General features: G+C 66.1%; 22 protein-coding genes and 1 riboswitch. Of the genes, 12 read left to right on the top strand and 10 right to left on the bottom strand.

What is annotated here, in order from left to right; all coding sequences use genetic code 11:
• Together AC1DOQ_RS04895 and AC1DOQ_RS04890 are read right to left on the bottom strand one after the other, a co-directional pair.
• On the bottom strand, nucleotides 1-549 hold the full coding sequence (locus AC1DOQ_RS04895; protein ID WP_477360829.1) for a TRAP transporter small permease: 549 nt from the start codon (nucleotides 547-549) through the stop codon (nucleotides 1-3).
• Nucleotides 549-1,574, bottom strand: coding sequence for a TRAP transporter substrate-binding protein (locus AC1DOQ_RS04890; protein WP_477360827.1), 1,026 nt, complete (start codon nucleotides 1,572-1,574; stop codon nucleotides 549-551). Before AC1DOQ_RS04890 ends, AC1DOQ_RS04895 begins: the two co-directional genes overlap by 1 nt.
• Nucleotides 1,575-1,708: 134 nt before the next feature.
• Here AC1DOQ_RS04890 and AC1DOQ_RS04885 point away from each other — a divergent pair, with 134 nt between their 5' ends.
• Nucleotides 1,709-2,371, top strand: a complete 663-nt coding sequence (locus AC1DOQ_RS04885; RefSeq protein WP_477360825.1) for a GntR family transcriptional regulator — start codon at nucleotides 1,709-1,711, stop codon at nucleotides 2,369-2,371.
• A 9-nt stretch (nucleotides 2,372-2,380) separates the two neighbouring features.
• On the opposite strand, the gene AC1DOQ_RS04880 is transcribed toward AC1DOQ_RS04885, so the two are convergent.
• Both AC1DOQ_RS04880 and AC1DOQ_RS04875 read right to left on the bottom strand, forming a co-directional pair.
• A complete protein-coding gene (locus tag AC1DOQ_RS04880) occupies nucleotides 2,381-2,629 on the bottom strand; it encodes an outer membrane beta-barrel protein (RefSeq protein ID WP_477360823.1) in 249 nt (82 codons plus the stop codon).
• Between the two features lie 129 nt (nucleotides 2,630-2,758).
• Nucleotides 2,759-3,313: a porin family protein gene (locus tag AC1DOQ_RS04875; RefSeq protein ID WP_477360821.1), complete on the bottom strand. Its 555-nt coding sequence runs from the start codon at nucleotides 3,311-3,313 to the stop codon at nucleotides 2,759-2,761.
• Nucleotides 3,314-3,722: 409 nt separating this feature from the next.
• On the opposite strand from AC1DOQ_RS04875, the gene AC1DOQ_RS04870 reads away from it, so the two are divergent.
• The gene (locus AC1DOQ_RS04870) at nucleotides 3,723-5,717 is read left to right on the top strand and encodes a PhoX family protein (protein ID WP_477360819.1); all 1,995 of its coding nucleotides are present in this window, start codon (nucleotides 3,723-3,725) and stop codon (nucleotides 5,715-5,717) included.
• Nucleotides 5,718-5,763: 46 nt separating this feature from the next.
• Here the strand turns inward: AC1DOQ_RS04870 and thiE are convergent, their stop codons facing one another.
• Genes thiE through thiC form a run of 5 tightly spaced genes read right to left on the bottom strand, consistent with a single transcriptional unit; the run spans nucleotide 5,764 to nucleotide 10,031 of the window.
• The gene (thiE, locus tag AC1DOQ_RS04865; RefSeq protein WP_477360978.1) at nucleotides 5,764-6,369 is read right to left on the bottom strand and encodes a thiamine phosphate synthase; all 606 of its coding nucleotides are present in this window, start codon (nucleotides 6,367-6,369) and stop codon (nucleotides 5,764-5,766) included.
• A 16-nt stretch (nucleotides 6,370-6,385) separates the two neighbouring features.
• Complete coding sequence (gene thiD, locus AC1DOQ_RS04860) at nucleotides 6,386-7,129, bottom strand: bifunctional hydroxymethylpyrimidine kinase/phosphomethylpyrimidine kinase (RefSeq protein WP_477360817.1); 744 nt, start codon at nucleotides 7,127-7,129, stop codon at nucleotides 6,386-6,388.
• On the bottom strand, nucleotides 7,126-7,917 hold the full coding sequence (locus tag AC1DOQ_RS04855; protein WP_477360815.1) for a thiazole synthase: 792 nt from the start codon (nucleotides 7,915-7,917) through the stop codon (nucleotides 7,126-7,128). Before AC1DOQ_RS04855 ends, thiD begins: the two co-directional genes overlap by 4 nt.
• 24 nt (nucleotides 7,918-7,941) lie before the next feature.
• Nucleotides 7,942-8,145 (bottom strand): sulfur carrier protein ThiS, encoded by a 204-nt coding sequence (gene thiS, locus AC1DOQ_RS04850; RefSeq protein ID WP_477360813.1) that lies wholly within the window; start codon nucleotides 8,143-8,145, stop codon nucleotides 7,942-7,944.
• A gap of 5 nt (nucleotides 8,146-8,150) precedes the next feature.
• The gene (gene thiC, locus AC1DOQ_RS04845) at nucleotides 8,151-10,031 is read right to left on the bottom strand and encodes a phosphomethylpyrimidine synthase ThiC (RefSeq protein WP_477360811.1); all 1,881 of its coding nucleotides are present in this window, start codon (nucleotides 10,029-10,031) and stop codon (nucleotides 8,151-8,153) included.
• A gap of 192 nt (nucleotides 10,032-10,223) precedes the next feature.
• Nucleotides 10,224-10,324: riboswitch (TPP riboswitch) on the bottom strand.
• A 129-nt stretch (nucleotides 10,325-10,453) separates the two neighbouring features.
• Between thiC and AC1DOQ_RS04840 the strand changes: the two genes are divergently transcribed.
• The 4 genes from AC1DOQ_RS04840 to AC1DOQ_RS04825 all read left to right on the top strand — a co-directional run bounded on the left by AC1DOQ_RS04840 (nucleotide 10,454) and on the right by AC1DOQ_RS04825 (nucleotide 14,190).
• A complete protein-coding gene (locus AC1DOQ_RS04840; RefSeq protein WP_477360809.1) occupies nucleotides 10,454-11,233 on the top strand; it encodes a hypothetical protein in 780 nt (259 codons plus the stop codon).
• Nucleotides 11,234-11,253: 20 nt separating this feature from the next.
• On the top strand, nucleotides 11,254-12,090 hold the full coding sequence (locus tag AC1DOQ_RS04835; RefSeq protein ID WP_477360807.1) for a DUF6159 family protein: 837 nt from the start codon (nucleotides 11,254-11,256) through the stop codon (nucleotides 12,088-12,090).
• A gap of 56 nt (nucleotides 12,091-12,146) precedes the next feature.
• Nucleotides 12,147-12,995 carry an MOSC domain-containing protein gene (locus tag AC1DOQ_RS04830; RefSeq protein WP_477360805.1) on the top strand — a complete coding sequence of 283 codons (849 nt, stop codon included), beginning with the start codon at nucleotides 12,147-12,149 and terminating at the stop codon, nucleotides 12,993-12,995.
• Between the two features lie 76 nt (nucleotides 12,996-13,071).
• Nucleotides 13,072-14,190, top strand: coding sequence for a GGDEF domain-containing protein (locus AC1DOQ_RS04825; protein WP_477360803.1), 1,119 nt, complete (start codon nucleotides 13,072-13,074; stop codon nucleotides 14,188-14,190).
• Nucleotides 14,191-14,260: 70 nt separating this feature from the next.
• On the opposite strand, the gene AC1DOQ_RS04820 is transcribed toward AC1DOQ_RS04825, so the two are convergent.
• Nucleotides 14,261-16,243: a monovalent cation:proton antiporter family protein gene (locus AC1DOQ_RS04820; RefSeq protein WP_477360801.1), complete on the bottom strand. Its 1,983-nt coding sequence runs from the start codon at nucleotides 16,241-16,243 to the stop codon at nucleotides 14,261-14,263.
• An 87-nt stretch (nucleotides 16,244-16,330) separates the two neighbouring features.
• On the opposite strand from AC1DOQ_RS04820, the gene AC1DOQ_RS04815 reads away from it, so the two are divergent.
• Genes AC1DOQ_RS04815 through lptB form a run of 6 tightly spaced genes read left to right on the top strand, consistent with a single transcriptional unit; the run spans nucleotide 16,331 to nucleotide 20,423 of the window.
• Nucleotides 16,331-17,353, top strand: coding sequence for a KpsF/GutQ family sugar-phosphate isomerase (locus tag AC1DOQ_RS04815; RefSeq protein WP_477360799.1), 1,023 nt, complete (start codon nucleotides 16,331-16,333; stop codon nucleotides 17,351-17,353).
• The gene (locus AC1DOQ_RS04810; protein WP_441934927.1) at nucleotides 17,353-17,886 is read left to right on the top strand and encodes a KdsC family phosphatase; all 534 of its coding nucleotides are present in this window, start codon (nucleotides 17,353-17,355) and stop codon (nucleotides 17,884-17,886) included. Before AC1DOQ_RS04815 ends, AC1DOQ_RS04810 begins: the two co-directional genes overlap by 1 nt.
• A gap of 13 nt (nucleotides 17,887-17,899) precedes the next feature.
• Entirely contained in the window at nucleotides 17,900-18,508 is a 609-nt protein-coding gene (gene lptC, locus AC1DOQ_RS04805) for an LPS export ABC transporter periplasmic protein LptC (RefSeq protein WP_477360797.1), read from the top strand.
• Nucleotides 18,505-19,086 carry a lipopolysaccharide transport periplasmic protein LptA gene (gene lptA / locus AC1DOQ_RS04800; protein ID WP_477360795.1) on the top strand — a complete coding sequence of 194 codons (582 nt, stop codon included), beginning with the start codon at nucleotides 18,505-18,507 and terminating at the stop codon, nucleotides 19,084-19,086. The genes lptC and lptA (AC1DOQ_RS04800) overlap by 4 nt, the downstream gene beginning before the upstream one ends.
• Nucleotides 19,087-19,647, top strand: a complete 561-nt coding sequence (gene lptA, locus AC1DOQ_RS04795; protein WP_477360793.1) for a lipopolysaccharide transport periplasmic protein LptA — start codon at nucleotides 19,087-19,089, stop codon at nucleotides 19,645-19,647.
• Nucleotides 19,647-20,423, top strand: coding sequence for an LPS export ABC transporter ATP-binding protein (gene lptB, locus AC1DOQ_RS04790; RefSeq protein ID WP_477360791.1), 777 nt, complete (start codon nucleotides 19,647-19,649; stop codon nucleotides 20,421-20,423). The genes lptA (AC1DOQ_RS04795) and lptB overlap by 1 nt, the downstream gene beginning before the upstream one ends.

Raw genomic sequence — 20,423 nt, 5'->3', positions numbered from 1 at the left:
TCATTCCTTTTCGGTGAGGCGGCCGATCAGCTGGACCAGGATCTGCAGCGTCAGCAAGGTCATCCCGAACGCCATCAGCGAGTACGGGATCCACAGCGGCGGCGCCAAGGTCGACGAGGTGGTCTGGCCTTCGACCAGGGCTTCGTGGAACAGGGTCCACGATTTCCAGGAGAAGAAAGCGCAGAACAGGAAGGACAGCAGGTCCACCAGGATCAGGCGGACCCGGTTCACCTTCGCCGGCAGCAGGCCGGCCARCGCCTCGATGCCGATGTGCCCGCGGAAGGACTGCACGTAGGCGGCGCAAAAGAAAGTGGCGCCGACCAGCATGAAGACCGCGGCCTCGTCCTGCCAGTCGGTGGCGACCTTGAAGAAGTAGCGCATCACCACCGAGTAGCTCAGCACCAGCGCGGTGAGGATCATGGCCAGCATCGAGATCACCAGCAGCAGGTGGTTGACCCTGTTGAGGAACACCGCCAGCGTGGCCGCCCCGCGGTGCGAGGGCAGCGCAGGCGCTTGCGGCGCCTGGGCCTCGTATCCGTGGGCACTCATCACTTCACCTGTTCGGCGAGCTGCAGCAGCTTGGCGGTGTTGGCGTTCTTGGCGGCGAAGTCCTTCCAGGCGGTACGGCGGGCGATGTCCTGCCATTTCTTGACGGTGGCGTCGCTCAGGTCGACGGTCTTGGCGCCGGCCTTGGCGAATACCTTGGCCACTTCTTCATCGTCCGCCTTGGCTTCCTTCAGCGCGAAGGCTTCCATGTCGGCGCCGACCTGCAGGATGACGGCCTGCTGTTCCTTGCTCAGGCGGTCGAAGGCGGCCTTCGACATCATCAGCGGCTCCAGCATGAACCAGTAGGACTTGCCGCGGCCGGTGGTGAGCGCCTTCGACACTTCTTCCAGGCGGAACGAGATCAGCGAGGTCGAGGAGGTGAGTGCCGCATCCATGGCGCCGGTCTGCATGCCGGCATAGATCTCGTTCGACGGCAGGGTCACGACGGCGGCGCCGGCTTCCTTCAGGATCAGGTCCATCTCGCGCGAGCCGCCGCGGATCTTCATGCCCTTCGCGTCTTCCGGCTCGACGATCGGCTTGCCGCGCGATGCCATGCCGCCGGCCTGCCAGATCCAGCTAACCATCACCACGCCCTTGTCGGCGAGGATCCTGGTGAGTTCCTTGCCGACCGCGGCATTTTTCCATGCGGCGCTCTGCTCATAGGAGGTCACCAGGCCGGGCATCAGGCCGATATTCGTTTCCGGGACTTCGCCGCCGGCGTACGACAGCGGCACCAGCGACATGTCGAGCGCGCCCTTGCGCATCGCGGAGAACTGGGCGTTGGTCTTCATCAGCGACGAGCCGGGGTAGATCTCGAACTTGACGCTGCCCTTGGTGCGTTTTTCGACCTCGGCGGCGAACATGCGCACCAGGCGGTCACGGAAATCGCCCTTGTCGATGGTCCCGCCGGGGAACTGGTGCGAAATCTTGATGACCGTGTTCTGGGCCGATGCCGGCAATGCGGCCAGGACCATGCTCATGCCAAGTGCCAGGGCGCCCAGGGTGCTGCGTCGCTTGATTGATACCATGTCTATCTCCTCAGTTCTCTTCACGGGAACACATGCTGGTGCATGCAAGTTTTTTGTTTGTGTATACAAGATGACGTAGAAAAAATACAATGTCAATCGGGGTTACGATGATTTTTTAAGCGGGAAGCAGCGCCATGAAAAAGCTCTCTGATCGGCTACGCGAACAGATTGAAGAGAAGATCGCCACCGGGAAGTTACTCCCTGGGCAGCATCTGGATGAGACCGAACTGGCCACCGAATTCGGGGCATCGCGTACCCCGATCCGCGAAGCCCTGATCCAGCTGGCGTCGGCGGGACTGGTGCAGATCCGTCCGCGCCGCGGGGCGGTGGTGGCGACGGTGTCGCCGCACGAGATCGTGGAGATGTTCGAGGTGATGGCCGAGCTGGAGGCCATGTGCGCACGCCTGGCGGCGCGGCGCATGTCGGCCGCCGAGCACGCCAAGCTGCTGGAAGCGCACCGGGCCTGCAGCAGCGCCTACGAGGCGCGCGACCCGGACGAGTACTACTACCGCAACGAAGTGTTCCACCAGACCATCTTTGCGGGCAGTCACAACCATTTTCTGGCGGAACAGGCGGGCGCCCTGTCGCGCCGGCTCCGTCCCTACCGGCGCCTGCAGCTCAGGGTGCGCGACCGCATGAAGCACTCGTTCAGCGAGCACGATGCGGTGGTGAATGCGATCATCGAGGGCGACAGCCAGAAGGCGGGCGACCTGCTGCGCGGCCATGTGGCGGTGCAGGGCCAGCGCTTTACGGACCTGGTCGCCTCCCTCGATGCGCTGAATGTCGCGGCGGCTTAGCGACCCTGCTCAGAAGCTGTATTTCAGGCCGGCGCTGTAGACATCGGCCTTCGGTCCGCCTTCCTTGCGCTTGCCGAAGCGCTCGTACTCGACCACCGCGGCAATCTCCCGGGTCAGCTTGTACTGCGCACCGAGGCCGGCATACAGCCCGTTATCGCTGACCGTATAGTTCCATCCCGGGAGCCCGGCCGAGACCTTGCTCTCGCTGTGGGACAGGCCGAACTTGCCGTAGGCCGATGCCGACGCCGAGGCCCACATAGGCGTGCGGCGCGTCGGTGGCGGCAGGTGCGGCAGGCGCGGTGTCCGCCGTCTGGGCCTGGGCGGCGCCGGCGGCAAGGAAAGCCGCGAGCACGCCTGGAATCACATTTTTCATATTGGCGCCTCCGCTCAGAAACCGTACTTCACGCCAGCGCTGAAGACCTTGTTGTCCGCACCGTTGCGCAACTGCTTGCCGTTGCGCTCGTATTCGGCGAACAGGGACACGTTTTCCGTCAGCTTGGTCTGCACGCCCACCGCGGCGTACACGCCGTTGGTATTGTCCTTGAAGTTCCATCCCTTGAACGAACTCGAGTACCTGGCCTCGGTATGGGCCAGGCCGAGCTTGCCGTACATCGCGGTGCGCTCGGTCAGCGGGAAGGTGTATTTGGCGGCGGCGTAGAAGCTCTGGCTCTTCACGCCGACGTGGTAGATGTCATTTTCCAGCGGCATGTAGAAGCCGCTCTTGCCGAGGTAGCTGTAGCCACCTTCGACGGCCCAGTTCTGGTCGAACTCGTAGCCGCCGAAGATCCTGGTGCTGCGCTTGTGGTCGCCGGTGATGGAATCCTTGACGGCACCCACGCCGATGCCCATGTAGGCGCGCGGCGCGTCGTTGGCGGTGGACTGGGCCTGGGCGGCGCCCATGGCGAGGAACCCTGCGAGCACTGCGAAAATCGTCTTTTTCATCGTTCTTCCTTTTGTTTTGGTTTTCACTTTGCCGGGATGCGGCAGGCATCGCGGCGTGAAAAACGATAGCAGCTTGTTTCTTTTTAAAAACTGTCGAGTTGGTAAGAAACTGTTACCCATGTGCATATAAATGACTGAAAAGTCAGATATGCATGTCTTTATGATTGGAAAGATGCGTGGACTTGGTGGCGATATCGACCCAAATTGAGCGCAGATGGTCGATGCGCTTCTGTTGCGAATACTTACAAGTTTGAAGAGCGAGCCTAGGCTGCTGTTCCCGAGTCCGGCTGCGCGTGTCACAAAACCGTTAAATTTCCGTCATGTTCCTGACATACGTCTCCACTATCCTGCCCAGCGTTCTCCGTGCCGTCGGCGCGGTCCCAATGACCTGATCCTGGAGTGTTGACGTATGAATGCGAATACCGACCTGTCCCGCCGCCGCCTGCTGCGCCTTCTCGGCGCGACCCCGATGCTGCCGATCGGCGCCGGCACCGTGGGCGCCATGCTTGCCGGCTGCGGTGGCGGTGACGACAGCCCGGTGACCACGGCGCCGGGCAACCCCGGCCAGACCACGCCGCCGGCCGTGACCCTGTCCAGCGTCTCGTTCGGTTCGATGAACGCGCCGACCCTGACGGACGCCGCCGCGATGGCCACCACCTCGGTCGGCTCGACCATGACGGTCAGCTTCAGCGACAGCAGCAAGCTCGATTTCAAGCTGTCCTATAAACCCTTCTTCATCACCGGCGACATGGTCCCGAACGGCAGCGGCGGCACCATCCTGGCCGGCGGCTACTACGACATCGCTAACCGCCCGATCGTCGACACCACCGTGGCCGGCAAGGAGCGCCAGTTCTTCTCGGACTCGCCGGACGGCACCTCGCTGCTGACGGTTCCGAACGCGAAAGTGACAGGGGTGAAGGGCAATACCGTGTTCGCCGTGGTGCAGTTCGAATACACCACCTGGGCCCAGGACGGCACCACCGACATGTACGGCAAGCTGCCGTCGCCGATCGCCGTGCTGACCCTGGACCAGGATCCGGCCAACGGCAAGCTGAGCCTGGTGAAGTACCACAACGTCGACACCTCGGGCGTGAACGGCCTGTGGATCACCTGCGGCGCCAGCCTGTCGCCGTGGGGCACCCACCTGTCGAGCGAGGAGTACGAGCCGAACGCCTTCACCGCCGCCACCGACGCCCAGTTCAAGGCCTTCAGCAAGAACCTGTACGGCGACGAGACCCGCGCCAACCCCTACAACTACGGCCACCTGCCGGAAGTGACCGTCAATGCCGACGGCACCGGCAGCATCAAGAAACACTACTGCATGGGCCGCATCTCGCACGAGCTGGTGCAGGTGCTGGGCGACAACCGCACCGTGATCATGGGCGACGACGCCACCAACAGTGGCTACTTCGTGTTCGTCGCCGACAAGGAAAAAGACCTGTCCTCGGGCACCCTGTACGTGGCCAAGGTCGGCGCCGGCTTCTCGCTGGACCCGGCCGCCGCCGCCGCGCCGCTCAGCTGGATCAAGCTGGGCTCCGCCACCAGCGACGAGATCCGCTCGCTGGCCGCCTCGCTCAAGCCGACCGACATCATGGACGTCAAGAGCAGCGATCCGCAGGACGCCAGCTATACCAAGGTTGCCGCCAATGGCCGCACCGAGTGGCTCAAGCTGAAGCCGGGCATGGAAAAGGCCGCCGCCTTCCTCGAGACCCACCGCTACGCGGCGCTGGTCGGCGCCTCGATGGGCTTCACCAAGATGGAGGGCACGACCGTCAACCTGAAGGACAAGATTGCCTACTCGGCCCTGCAGAACTGCCAGAGCTCGATGGTGGCCGGTAACGCCCTGAACGTGCCGGGCAACGGCATCTCGATCCCGAAAGCGGTCAATGCCGGCGCCGTCATGATGCTGAGCCTGAAGGGCGGCCAGAAAGACACCGCGGGCAACGCCATCAACAGCGAGTGGATGCCGGCCGACACCAAGGCCCTGCTGGTGGGCGAGGATATTGCCGCCGACGCGCTGGGCAATACCGGCAACCCGAACAAGGTCGCGAATCCGGACAACCTGAAGTTCTCGGAAAAGATGCGCACCCTCTTCATTGGCGAAGACAGCAGCCAGCACGTCAACAACTTCCTGTGGGCCTACAACGTCGACACCAAGCAGCTCTCGCGCCTGATGTCGGTGCCGGCCGGCGGCGAGTCGACCGGCCTGCACGCGGTCGACGACATCAACGGCTGGACCTACATCATGAGCAACTTCCAGCACGCCGGCGACTGGGGCGGCATCCACGCCAACGTGAAGACCACGCTGGATCCGCTGATCCGCGCGAACTACAAGGACAAGTTCGGTGCGGCGGTGGGTTACCTGACCGGCGAGCTGACCCAGTTCAAGCTGGCCAAGGCGTAACCAGGCGTCGAACGTGGGCACTCCGTGCCCACGCGCTCAACAAGCATCAGAACAAGTCCGCAAACTCCCGCACAGCCGCAGCCGGATCTTCCGCCAGGTAGACGCTGCTGATCGCGGCCACCATAGCCGCTCCGCGCGCCACCAGCGGCCGCGCATTCTCTGCCGTCATCCCGCCGATCACCACCACCGGCACCCCTAGCCGCTCGCTGGCACCGACCACGATGTCCGGCGCCGTGCTCACCTCGTACACCTTCACCTTGGACGGATAGAACCCGCCGAAGGCCACATAGCTGGCGCCCGCCGCCTGCGCCGCCAGGGCCAGCGGAAACCGGCCATAGCAGGATGCGCCGACGATCCTGTCCGGCCCGAGCGCCGCACGCACGGCGGCCACCGGCGCATCGGTGCCGCCGACGTGCACGTCGTCGGCATCCAGGCGCAGGCAGAGGTCCACGTGGTCGTTGATCACCAGCGGCACACCATGCCGGCGGCACAGGGCGAGCAGGGCGGCCGCCTGTTCCTCGCGCAGCACCTCGCTCGCCGTCTTGTTGCGGTACTGGACCAGCGCGGCGCCGCCTTCCAGCGCGCGCCGCGTCGCGGCCAGCAGGCGCCCGGTATCGGTCCAGTCGGGCGTCACCAGGTACAGTCCTTTCAGTGCTTTCGTTGTCACTTCATGCTCCTCGATGTTCGATACGGCGCGGGATGCGCTGGCCGGGGGCGATCGCATACGAATCCGCCAGCGACTGGTTGCAGCAGCGCTGGGCGCGCTCGAGGGCCTGGGCCATCGCGTCGCCCAGCGCCAGGCGGGCGGCCAGGCTGGAGGCCAGCGTGCAGCCGCTGCCGTGGAATTCGCCGGGCAGGCGCGGCCAGCGCCATTCGCGCATGCCGTCGCGGCTGTGCCAGCGGTTGACGACCTCGTCACCAGCGCCATGGCCGCCGGTGACCAGCACGTGCGGACAGCCGGACAGCTCCAGCGCCGCCGCTTCCGGCAGGTTGGGCGTGGCCACCGTCGCCACCGCCAGCAGCGGCGCCAGCGCCGCCAGCGCATTGCCGCGTGCGAGGGCATCGCCGTGGCCGCTGGCCAGCACCGGGTCGAGCACCACCGGCAGCGCCGGCTGGCGCGCGCGCAGCAGCAGGACGATGCCGGCGATGGCTTCGGCATTCGCGAGATTGCCCGGGATGCCCAGCTTGACCGCGCGGATCGGCATCGTGTCGGCCAGCAGCATGGCCTGGCGCGTCAGCAGGCCGGCGTCCACCGGCGCCACCTCGAACACCCGCTCGTTGTCCTGCACCGTGAGCGCCGTGACGATGGGCAGCGCGTGCGCACCCTGGGCCGCGATCGCCTCGATGTCGGCCTGGATGCCGGCCCCGCCCGAAGGGTCGAGGCCGGAAAACACCAGCACGCAGGGTCTCATCCGACCCGTCCCGCCATCGGCGACGAGGGCGAGGCCGCGAAACGCCGCGGCATCCGGCCCGCCAGGTACGCTTCGCGGCCGGCCTCCACCGCGAGCCGCATCGCGCCCGCCATGCGCACCGGGTCCCGCGCCAGCGCGATGGCGCTGTTCATCAGCACGCCGTCGCAGCCCAGCTCCATCGCCACCGTGGCATCGGAAGCCGTGCCGACGCCGGCGTCGACCAGCACCGGCACCTTGGCCTGCTCGATGATGAGCGAGAGGTTCCAGGGATTCAGGATGCCCATGCCGGAGCCGATCAGGGAGGCCAGCGGCATCACCGCCACGCAGCCGATGTCCTCCAGCATGCGCGCCTGGATCGGGTCGTCGCTGCAGTAGACCATCACGTCGAAGCCGTCGCGCACCAGTTCTTCGGCGGCGCGCAGGGTTTCGGGCATGTTGGGGAACAGGGTTTTTTCGTCGCCCAGCACTTCGAGCTTGACGAGCTTGTGCCCGTTCAGCAGCTCGCGCGCCAGCTGCAGGGTGTACACGGCATCCTTGGCCGTGTAGCAGCCGGCGGTGTTCGGCAGGATGGTGTAGCGCGAGGGCGGCACCGCGTCGAGCAGGTTGGGCGCATGCGGATCCTGGCCGATGTTCACACGGCGGATCGCCACCGTGATGATCTCGGCGCCCGCGGCCGCGGTGGCGGTCGCGGTCTGGTCCAGGTCGCGGTATTTGCCGCTGCCGACCAGCAGGCGCGAGTTGTATTCCTTGCCGGCGATGACGAGCGGCCGGTCCTTGGTCTGGTTCATGTGTTCTCCGATTCCGTAAAAAGTTTAGCCGCCGCCGATGGCGCGCACCACGTCCACCTGGTCGCGCGGCTGCAGCAGGGTCGTGCGCCACTGCTCGCGCGGCACCACGCGGCGGTTCACGGCCAGCGCCAGCGCCTGGCCGGACAGCTCCAGCATGTCGACCAGTTCGTGCAGGCTGGCGGCCCGCGGCAGCGTGTGCGCCGCGCCGTTCAGTTCGATCTCCAGCATGCCGTTTACTCCTTGTGATAGAGCTCGGCGCCCTTGCGCATGAACTCGACCGCCTTTTCCTGCATGCCGCCAGCCGCGTAGTCGCGCACTTCCTGGGTGATCTTCATCGAGCAGAAATGCGGCCCGCACATTGAGCAGAAGTGGGCCACCTTGGCGGAGTCCTTCGGCAGCGTCTCGTCGTGGAAGGATCGCGCCTTGTCCGGATCGAGGCCGAGGTTGAACTGGTCTTCCCAGCGGAATTCGAAGCGTGCCTTCGACAAGGCGTTGTCGCGGATCTGCGCGCCCGGATGGCCCTTCGCCAGGTCGGCCGCATGCGCCGCGATCTTGTAGGTGATGATGCCGTCCTTGACGTCGTCCTTGTCGGGCAGGCCCAGGTGCTCCTTCGGGGTCACGTAGCACAGCATGGCGGTGCCGTACCAGCCGATGTTGGCGGCGCCGATGCCCGAGGTGATGTGGTCGTAGCCGGGGGCGATGTCGGTGGTCAGCGGGCCGAGGGTGTAGAAGGGGGCTTCATGGCACTGCTCCAGCTGCAGGTCCATGTTCTCCTTGATCAGGTGCAGCGGCACGTGGCCCGGTCCCTCGATCATGGTCTGCACGTCGTGCTTCCAGGCCAGCTGCGTGAGCTCGCCCAGGGTGCGCAGTTCGGCCAGCTGGGCTTCGTCGTTGGCGTCGTAGATGGAGCCGGGGCGCAAACCGTCGCCGAGGCTGAAGGCGACGTCGTAGGCCTTCATGATCTCGCAGATCTCTTCGAAGCGGGTGTAGAGGAAGGATTCCTTGTGGTGGGCCAGGCACCACTTGGCCATGATCGAGCCGCCGCGCGAGACGATGCCCGTGAGGCGGTCCGCCGTCATCGGAATGAACGGCAGGCGCACGCCGGCGTGGATGGTGAAGTAGTCGACGCCTTGCTCGGCCTGCTCGATCAGGGTGTCGCGGTAGATTTCCCAGGTGAGTTCCTCGGCCTTGCCGTTCACCTTCTCCAGCGCCTGGTAGAGCGGCACGGTGCCGATCGGGACCGGGCTGTTGCGGATGATCCATTCGCGCGTCTCGTGGATGTGCTTGCCGGTCGAGAGGTCCATCACCGTGTCGCCGCCCCAGCGGATCGCCCAGGTCATCTTCTCGACTTCCTCGCCGATCGAGGACGTGACGGCGGAGTTGCCGATATTCGCATTGATCTTCACGAGGAAGTTGCGGCCGATGATCATCGGCTCGGATTCCGGGTGGTTGATGTTGGCCGGCAGGATGGCGCGGCCGCGGGCGATCTCTTCGCGCACGAATTCCGGCGTGATCACGGCGGGAATGGCAGCGCCGAAGGACTGGCCCGGATGCTGGCGGCCCAGCAGGGCGGCCATCTTCTTCCCGGTCGGGCCGGCGGCTTCCAGGCCGCGCAGGTATTCCTGGCGCCGCAGGTTCTCGCGGATGGCGACGAATTCCATCTCCGGCGTGACGATCCCCTGGCGCGCATAGTGCATCTGGGTGACGTTGCGGCCGCCGGCCGCGCGGCGCGGTTTGCGCTGCAGGTCGAAGCGCAGTTCGGCCAGCTTCGGATCGCGCAGGCGTTCCTGGCCATAGCCCGAGCTGGGACCGGCCAGTTCGACGGTGTCGCCGCGCTCGCGGATCCATCCGGAGCGCGGGCAGGGCAGGCCGGAGCGGATGTCGATGCGCGCTTCGGGGTCGGTGTAGGGCCCGGAGGTGTCGTAGACCCAGACCGGCGGATTCGGCTCGGCGCCGAAGGAAGCGGAGGTGGACGACTGATGGATCTCGCGCATCGGCACCCGGATGTCGGGACGCGAGCCGGCCACGTAGACCTTGCGCGAGTTGGGAAGAGGCGTCACGGCCGCGGCATCGACCGTGGCGCTGGCGGACAGGAATTTCGGATCGGCGTTCAAGTGCACTCCTTGTATCACTGAAGGGAGGCACCAAAACCGTCGCGAGCGGCAGCAGTGTTGGATGAGAAGCGCAGCTGTACGAGATGTACAGCGAGCATCGCAATCCGACAATGCAACGCGCAGCAGGTTTTGGGGACTCCCGTAGATCGGCGATCCAGCGGAGGAGTGCGGAGGAACGTAGCACGAGGGCGTACGCGGACTCTGTAGCTTCCCTTCGCTGGCATTATCCAGATCAGGTTCGGAGGGTATTTCTCACCCGCGCGGTTGATGGCGCAGGACCCCTAGCGTTGTTGCCGCCTCATGAAGAGGCAACGGGCGGAGTGTACGTGGGTTTTGGGACGATGGCAATGTGGACGTACGAGTTGTGATTTTGCGTGCATTTCTGCGCCATCCATCCTGCTAAGCTTCCCACGATGAAAACGATGACGACCATTCGCAGCCTTGTATTCGCGCTGCTGGCCCTGCACGCGGCGGCATCCGAGGCATGCCGCGTAGCGCCGGCCAGGCAACTAATCCCTCCCGAAGAACAGCTTCAGCTGGTGACGGACGTGGCGGTTGGGCAGGTTGTCGGCGCCACTCCCCTGAACGACTATGAGGTCGAATACCGCTTTCTGACGCTGGAGCGGTTGGCGGGAGCGGAGCTGAAAGTGTTCACGGTGACAGGCGGCCCCGTGGAGCGCAATGGCAATGACACCACCTACAACGATCATTCGGACTTTGCGTTCTGGGCTCGCGGCGGCGGGCGCACGATGAACGGCTCCGATTGCGTCATCCGTCCCGGTTTCGTCATCGGCAACAGCTACCTCGTGTTCCTCGGAATGGCACCGACCCGGCGCAGCTTCGAGAAGATCGAGCTGATCGACGGCCGGTTCAATCCCGACGACAAATGGCTGGTCTATGTAAAACAGATGCTGGGCGGCCGGGCTGCAGGTGGCGACGGCGTGCCGGCCTACGAGCGTATCGGTCGCTTCATCTACGGCTTTCACCGGATCGTGTCGCGCGATGAGCTCGACCGCAAATCGCTGGCAGCCCGGCACGCACCTGCCGAATTGCTGTCGCGCGCGGGACGGCTGGCCGACGAGTTCGACCGCATCGTCCAGAACGGCGGGGCCGTCGCCGACGTGCAAATGGATGTGACCTTGCGCGAAGCGGCCGAGGTTCAGAAAGCGCTCGCAGCATGGCGGCAGGGCTTGGACCATTAAAAATCCTGAGGAGAAAAAACATGTTCGACCGTCTCAGCCGCAGTTTCCGCCTCGTCGGCGCCAGCGCCCAGGTGCTCAGGCAGGACAAGCACCTGATGCTGTTCCCCATCATCTCCGGCTTCGCCCTGTTCCTGGTGCTGCTGGCCTTCGCGCTGCCGCTGCTCGGCCTGGGCTCGCTCGACGGCATTGGCAAGGGCGGCCTGTATTCGACGGCCTTCCTGTTCTACGTGGTCCAGTACTTCGTCATCTTCTACTTCAACACGGCGCTGGTGGGCGCGGTCGTGATGCGGCTCGAAGGCGGCAGCCCGACCCTGGGCGACGGCCTGCGTATCGCCAACCGCCGCATCGGCACGATCTTCGGCTATGCGGTCATCTCCGCCACCATCGGCGTGATCCTGCGCGCCATCCAGGAGCGGGTCGGTTTCATCGGCCGCCTCATCGCCGGCCTGCTCGGCGCCGGCTGGGCGGTCGCCACCTTCCTGGTCGTGCCGGTGATCGCCACCAGCGACCGCGGCGCGCTCGACTCGATCTCCGAGAGCACGGCCCTGCTCAAGCGGAGCTGGGGCGAGAACATCGTCGGCCAGGTCGGCCTGAACCTCGCCTTCAGCCTGCTGTACCTCGGCCTGCTGGCCGGCGCCGTCGTGCTGGCCATGCTGATGGCGAAGATCGCCGCCGGGACGGTGGTGGTGGGCGTGTTTGTCGCCATCGTCCTGCTGGCCTTCTTCGGCTGCGTGCTGATGCACGCCACGCTGAGCGGCATCTATTCGGCCGTGCTGTACCGTTACGCCCTCTACGGCAGCGATGCGCCCGGCTTCGACGGCCCGGTCCTGGCGTCGGCATTCCGGCAAAAGTCCTGAAGCCGGCAGGCATTGGTGCGATACTATGCGGCCCTGAAGTCGATTCAAGCGCCGCGATGCCCACCCTGTCCCAGCTGCTCCTCTACCCGATCAAATCCTGCGCCGGCATGCCGGTGCAGGAAGCCACTCTCCTCGAAACCGGCCTGGCCGCGCATGGCGTGCACGACCGCGAATGGATGCTGGTCACGGCGTCCGGCCAGTTCCTGACCCAGCGCGAATTCCCGCGCATGGCGCTGATCCGGCCGCGTCCCGACGGCGGCAACCTGCGCGTGAGCAGTCCCGGCATGGGCGACCTGCTGCTGCCGCTCGCCTGGCATGAGGAACCCGTCCGCCACGTGCAGATCTGGGACGACGACGTCCGCGCGGCCGACTGCGGCGACGTCGCCGCCGGCTGGTTCGCCGAAGCCCTGGACGCGCGCGAACGCCTGCGCCTGGTGCGCTTCCGGCAGGACGTGGTGCGCCCGACCAGCGTCAAGTGGACCGGCGGCCTGCCGTCGCAGACCCGCTTCGCCGACGGCTATCCGCTGCTGCTGATCGGCCAGTCCTCGCTCGACGACCTGAACCTGCGCCTGCGCGCGGCCGGACGCGCGGCCCTGCCGATGGACCGCTTCCGGCCCAACCTGGTGGTGGCGGGGCTGGAAGCCTATGAAGAGGACTACACGGCCTTCCTCAGCACCGGCACGGCCGAGATCCGCCCGGTGAAACCCTGCGCACGCTGCCCGATTCCATCGATCGACCAGGCCACCGGCGTACCCGGCCCCGATCCGCTCGACATCCTGCAGACCTACCGCGCCAACCCGAAACTCGACGGCGGGATTTGTTTCGGCATGAACTGCATCGTCTCCGCGGGCGCCGGCAGCGTGCTGCGCGTCGACCAGGAACTAGCGGCCGAACTGGCATTCTGACAACGTTTTCGTGGCGCCCATTTGCAATACGGCCGAGTTGGCGTAATGTTAGGGCTAATTGCGGAAAGGAATGTCCATGCACGAGCAGCAGGGCGCCAGTGTGCGCGAACTGATGGCCGAGAACGCCGCGCTGCGCAGGCAGCTCGCCAGCCTGATCGACCAGGCCGAGAGCAACCACGCGATCATGATGCGCCACCAGGCCTTCGATCTCGAGCTCGTGGGCGCGGGCAGCTTCCAGGAGCTGGTCGCCACCATCTTCCGCCAGCTGCCGATCGTGTCCAGCCTCGACATCGTGACCCTGTCGCTGGTCGACAGCGGCGCCGACATCTTTACCGTGATGCACAAGCTGGGCGTGGACTTCGACAGCCTGCCCAACCTGCTGTTCCATGAACATCCCGAGGAGCTGGGCTTCGACTCCGGGCCGGGCCGCCCGCCGCGGCCGCGCCTGACTCCCTACCACCCGGTCAGCCACGCGAGCGCCTTCCCCAATCCGCCGGCCGGCCTGGCCAGCGTCGCCCTGGTGCCGCTGCTGCGCAACAAGCGCCTGATCGGCAGCCTGAACCTGGGCAGCCGCGACCCGAGCCGCTTCACGCCGCTGCTGGGCACGGACTTCGTCGAGCACATGGGATCGATCATCGCCATTTGCCTGGAAAACGTGATCAGCAACGAGATGCTGAAGTACATCGGCCTGACCGATGCGCTGACCGGCGTCTACAACCGCCGCTACATGGACCGGCGCCTGGCCGAGGAGATCGGCCGTGCGCGCCGCCAGGGCTACAGCATCGCCTGTATGTACATCGACGTCGACCACTTCAAGCAGGTCAACGACACCCACGGCCACCAGGCCGGCGACGACGTGCTGCGCGAAGTGGCGTCGCGCATCAAGGACGAGCTGCGCATGTCCGACGCGCTGGGCCGCTTCGGCGGCGAGGAATTCGTGGTGCTGCTGATCGACGCCGACCTCGAGAGCGCGAACCTGGTGGCGCAGCGCATCCGCGCCGGCGTGGCCGACCAGGCTTTCCTGCTGCCGGAAGGGGAGGCCCTGCCGGTGACGGTGTCGATCGGCGTGGCGGCGCTGGACGATGCCGAGGGCGACGATCCGATCGAGGATGTGGCCTCGGCTCTGGTGGCCCAGGCCGACCAGGCGCTGTACCAGGCCAAGCAGAATGGCCGCAACCGGGTCGTTTCCGCGTAGGGTGGGCTCTCCGAGCCCACGCGCAAGCCGGCATGACGCAAACGTGGTGCGTGGGCACGGTGTGCCCACCCTACCGCAATAAACGGCCCTCGGCGCGGTTGACCGCCGTCCCGGTCCCGCGCAGCACCACCACGTCGCCGGCGCGCAGTTCGGTATCGTCTTCCGGCTCGATGCGCTGGTTGCCGCGCCGGACCGCCGTCACCTCGGCGCCGACTTCGTCGAAGCCCAGGTCGCCGATGCAGCGGCCGACCGCGCCGGCATCCTCTGCCAGCACCACCGAATGCAGGCGCACGTAGCTGTGCTCCGGATCTTCGTTGATGTCGCTGGCGCCGTGGAAGAAGCCGCGCAGCGAGGAATAGCGTTCGTCGCGCGCGGCCTGCACGCGGTGCACCACGCGCCGCAGCGGCACCCCCATCACCACCAGCGCGTGCGAGGCCAGCATCAGGCTCGATTCCAGCGCCTCCGGCACCACCTCGGTGGCGCCGGCTCGCTTGAGGACGTCGAATTCGGTGTCGTCGTGGGCGCGCACGATCACCGGCAGCTTGGGCGCCAGTTCGTGCACCAGGTGCAGCACCTTGAGCGCCAGGCGGGTGTCGGCGAAGGTGATCACCAGCGCGCTGGCGCGGTTGATGCCGGCCGCGATCAGCGATTCGCGCCGCGAGCAGTCGCCGTAGGAGACGTTGGCGCCGGCCGCGCGCGCTTCCTGGACCCGCTCGGGATCGAGGTCGAGCGCATACCACGGCAGCTTTTCTTCCGACAGGAGCGTCGCGAGGCTCTGCCCGCTGCGGCCGAAGCCGGCGATGATCACGTGCTTCTGCGCCGCCATCGTGCGGCTGGCGATCTGGGTCAGCTGCAGCGACTGCAGCATCCATTCGTTGGAGGCCATCTTCATGACGATCTTGTCGCTGTTGGCGATCATGAAGGGCGCCAGCAGCATCGACAGCACCATCGCCGCCAGCACCAGCTGGATCAGGAAGGGATCGATCAGCTTCGAGCCCGAGGCCAGGTTCAGCAGCACGAAGCCGAATTCGCCGGCCTGGGCCAGGGCCAGGCCGGTGCGCATGGCGACGCCGTCGGAGGAGCCGAAGGCCTTGGCCAGCGCCGCGATCAGGGCGAACTTGAGCAGCACCGGAATCGCCAGCATGGCCAGCACCAGCCACCAGTTGGCCAGCACCAGCTCCAGGTTGAGCAGCATGCCGATGCTGATGAAGAACAGGCCGAGCAGCACGTCGCGGAAGGGCTTGATGTCCTCTTCCACCTGGTGCTTGTACTGGGTCTCGGAGATCAGCATGCCGGCCACGAAGGCGCCGAGGGCCATCGAGAGGCCGGCGCGCTCGGTGATCCAGGCTGCGCCCAGGGTCACCAGCAGCAGGTTCAGCATGAACAATTCCTGCGAGCGACGCTTGGCGACGATGGTGAACCACTTGCGCATCAGCTTCTGGCCGAAGAACAGCAGCAGGGCCAGCACGGCGGCGGCCTTCAGCGCGGCCCAGGCCAGGTTCATCGCCAGTTCCTCGGCCGGCCGCGCCAGCGAAGGAATCAGGATCAGCAGCGGCACCACGGCCAGGTCCTGGAACAGCAGGATCCCGATGATGCGCCGCCCATGCTCGCTCTCGAGCTCGAGGCGTTCGGTCAGCAGCTTGGAGACGATCGCGGTGGAAGACATCGCCAGCGCCCCGCCGAGCGCCAGCGCGGCCTGCCAGCCGGTATTGAACGGCGCCGGCAGGCGCGGGGCCAGCAGCGAGGCCAGCACCGTGATCAGGATGGTCAGCGAGACCTGGGCCAGCCCGAGCCCGAGCACGATGCGCCGCATCGCCTTGAGCTGGGCCAGCGAGAATTCGAGGCCGATCGAGAACATCAGGAACACCACGCCGAATTCGGCCAGGGCATGGGTGCTGGGGCCGTTTTCGGCCAGGTGCAGGGCGTGGGGGCCGATCAGGACGCCGACGGCCAGGTAACCCAGCATCGGGGGAAGATGGAGCATCCGGAACGCGACCACGCCGAGAACGGCGCTGCCCAGCAGGAGCAAAGTTAATTCAAGGCCTGATGTCATGCTGGGGTGTGGTTACGATCCCTAAATATGTGCGCTCTGTTACGACTGGCAAGTTTTTTGCTTTCTCAATTCGGATATACTTCCACCATGAGTGTAACCGATGAAAAAATAATGCTGACAAGTTTTGACGAGGTCCAGGCAAAGCGCGCTCTGGAGCTGGCCCGCGAGACCCTGGACATCGAAGGCGAAGCGCTGCGCAAGCTGACCGCGCGCCTCGGCCAGGACGACAGCCTGCCGCGTGCCGTGGCCCTGATGCTGGCCTGCAAGGGCCGCGTGGTCGTCTCGGGCATCGGCAAGTCGGGGCACATCGGCCGCAAGATCGCCGCGACCCTGGCCTCGACCGGCACCCCGGCCCTGTTCCTGCACCCGGCCGAAGCCGCCCACGGCGACCTCGGCATGGTCACGCCGCACGACGTGCTGGTCGCGATCTCGTATTCCGGCGAAAGCGCCGAGCTGGCGGTCGTGATTCCGGCCGTCAAACGCATGGGCGTGCCCGTGATCGCCATGACCGGCAAGCCGGGCTCGCGCCTGGCCCAGGTGGCCGACGTCCACCTCGACGTCTCGGTCGACAAGGAAGCCTGCCCGCTGAACCTGGCGCCGACCGCCTCCACCACCGTCACCCTGGCGCTGGGCGATGCCCTCGCCGTCGCGCTGCTGGAGCTGCGCGGCTTCAAGTCGGAAGACTTCGCCCTGTCGCACCCGGGCGGCGCCCTCGGCCGCAAGCTGCTGACCCACGTGCGCGACGTGATGCGCAGCGGCGACGCGGTGCCGAAAGTCAAACCGGATGCCCCGTTGACCGAGGCCCTGCTGGAAATCTCGCAAAAGGGGATGGGCATGACCGCCGTCGTCGACGACGCCGGCCGCCCGGTCGGCGTGTTCACCGACGGCGACCTGCGCCGCCTGTTCGAGAAGACCCACGACTTCAGCCGGCTGACGATCCAGGACGTCATGCACGCGAATCCGCGCCGCATCCATCCCGAGCAGCTGGCGGTCGACGCCGTTGCCGTGATGGAGGAATTCCGCATCAACCAGATGCTGGTGACCGACGCCGACGACGTGCTGGTCGGTGCCCTCCACATCCACGACCTGACCCGCGCCAAGGTGATCTGATGGTGACCCAGCTGGAACATCTGCAGCGTGCCGCGCGCGTGAAGGTCATGATCTTCGACGTCGACGGTGTCCTCACCGACGGCAGCCTGACCTATGACGCCAACGGCGAGATCACCAAGACCTTCTTCGTGCTGGACGGCCTCGGCATCCAGCTGCTGAACCGCACCGGCGTGCAGACCGCGATCATCAGCGCGCGCAATTCGCCGATCGTGGTGAAGCGCGCCGCCGACCTCGGGATCACCCACGTGTTCCAGGGCCAGCACGACAAGCGCCTGGCCTTTGCCGAACTGCTGGAAAAGACCGGCGTGACGGCCGAGCAGTGCGGCTACATCGGCGACGACGTGATCGACCTGCCGCTGTTCACCCGTGTCGGCTTTGCCGTCACGGTGCCGAGCGGCCATCCGGAAGTGCAGTACCGCGCCCACTACGTGACGAAGAATGCGGGCGGACGCGGCGCCGTGCGCGAAGTCTGCGACATGGTGATGCGCGCCCAGGGAACCTACGAACAGGCATTGGCACCGTACTTTGGATAATCCCTCGCAAGCCATGGCGACCACCACCTACGTCAACAAGCGCACCGCGCACCGCTGGCGTCTGCTGGCATTGATGCTGGCGGCCTTGTTCTTCGCCTTCGGCAGCTTCTGGCTGGTGCAGGTGATGCGCGGCGAAGGCGACGCGCACCGCGTCGACGTGGGCGACGATCCGGACTACATCATCGACAACTTCAGCTTCGTGCGGATGTCGGAAACCGGCCAGCCGCGCTACGTGATCTCGGGCGAGCGCCTGACCCACCGCCCGGCCAACAATACCTCGGTGATCGACAAGCCGGTCGTGCAGGCCATGAGCGCCGACCGTCCGCACATGACGATGACGGCCAACACCGCCAACGTCAACCAGGACCAGAACCAGATCGACCTGGCCGGCAATGTCGACATCTCGCGTCCCGGCGGCGCCACGTCGAAGCCGATGCGCATCCGTACCGAGGCGCTGACCGTGCTGCCGGACGAGGAAATCTCGAAGACCGACAAGCCGATCCAGATGACGCTCGGCGCGGCCTCGGTCACCGGCGTCGGCATGGTCGCCAACAACGCCACACAGCAGGTCACGCTGGGCGGCCGCGGAGAACTCATCTTTCCGCCGAAAGGAAAACAATGAAAAAAATACTCGCTGTCGCCGCGCTGTCGCTGGCAAGCCTGACTGCCTCGGCCGAGCGCGCGGATTCTCTCAAGCAGGCCAAGATCGATTTCAACAACGCGCACATCGACGAGGTCACCCAGACCCGCACCTTCACCGGCAACGTCGTGCTGACGCGTGGCACCATGATCATCAAGGCCGACAAGGCCGTGCTCACGGAATCGCCGGAAGGCTATATGGCGGTGACCCTGACGGCCGCGCCGGGCCAGCCCGCGACCTTCCGCCAGAAGCGTGACGGCGGCCCCGACCTGTGGGTCGAAGGCCAGGCCCAGCGCATCGAATACGACGAGCGCACCGAGCTGGTCAAGCTGTTCTCGAACGCGGTCGTCAAGCAGCTCGAAGGCAAGCGCATGACGAGCGAGGTGAACGGCCCGTTCATCTCCTACGACAACCGCACCGAGCAGGCCAACGTGTTCAACGACACCAGCGGCGAAAGCAAGCCGGGCGGCGGACGCGGTACCATCATCATCGCGCCGCGCCGCACCGCGCCGGCGGCGGCGCCCGCAAGCACGCCGGCGGCGCCGGCAGGGAAGCAGTAAATGAAGGCCGTCCTTGCCGCTGCTGCGCTGTTGCTGGCACCGCTGGCGCAGGCGGAGCGGGCGGATGCGCTCAAGCCGCTGAAGGTCGTCGGCGGCAACGCGACCCTGGACCAGGTCACGCAGACCGTGGTCCTGACCGGCGGCGTGACCGCCACCCGCGGCAGCATGCTGCTGAAGGCCGAACGTGCCGAGATCAAGGAGGCGCCGGACGGTTTCAGGACCATCGTCCTGGTCGCGGCGCCCGGCAAGCCGGCGTCGTTCCGCCAGAAGCGCGACGGCGGCCCCGAGCAGTGGGACGAAGGCCAGGCCGAGCGCATCGAATACGACGAGCGCACCGAGGTCGTCAAGCTCAGTTCGAACGCCGTCATCCGGCAGCTGGAAGGCCGCGAGGTGACGCGTGAAATGGGCGGCGAATTCATCGCCTACGATGCGCGCAAGGAAGTCCTGCTGAACCTGAACGACCCGAGCGGCGTCGACAGGCCCGGCAAGGCCCGCGCCAGTTTTACTTTTTATCCGCGCCGCACTGCGTCGGCCGCGCAACCGGAAGCAGGAAAGCAATGATGGATGTACACGCAGACGCCGCCGCCAACACGAGCGGCGGCAGCACCCTGGTGGCCAAGGGGCTGCAGAAAAGCTACGGCAAGCGCCTGGTGGTGCGCGACGTTTCGCTGCAGGTCGCCTGCGGCGAGGTGGTCGGCCTGCTCGGCCCGAACGGCGCCGGCAAGACGACCTCGTTCTACATGATCGTGGGCCTGGTGCCGGCCGACGCCGGCGCCATCGTCATCAACGGCACCGACATCACGAGCCTGCCGATCCACCGGCGCGCCATGCTGGGCCTGTCCTACCTGCCGCAGGAAGCCTCGGTGTTCCGCAAGCTGACGGTGGAGGAGAACATCCGCGCCGTGCTCGAACTGCAGCGCGAGAACGGCAAGCCGCTGAGCAAGAACCGCATCGAGGAACGCCTCAACGAGCTGCTGGCCGAGCTGCAGATCGAGAAGCTGCGCGAGAACCCGGCGCTGTCGCTGTCGGGCGGTGAACGGCGCCGCGTGGAAATCGCGCGCGCCCTCGCCACCGACCCGCGCTTCGTGCTGCTGGACGAACCGTTTGCCGGCGTCGATCCGATCGCGGTGATCGAGATCCAGCGCATCGTGCGCTTCCTGAAGGAGCGCGGCATCGGCGTCCTGATCACCGACCACAACGTGCGCGAGACGCTCGGCATCTGCGACCGCGCCTACATCATCAACCAGGGTGCGGTACTGGCTTCCGGCCGTCCCGACGATATCATCGCCAACGAATCCGTCCGCCGCGTCTACCTGGGTGAACATTTCCGGATGTAG

The sequence above is a fragment of the Massilia sp. 01N417 genome (assembly GCF_056399645.1).
This window is presented reverse-complemented; position numbering and strand designations above follow the sequence as displayed.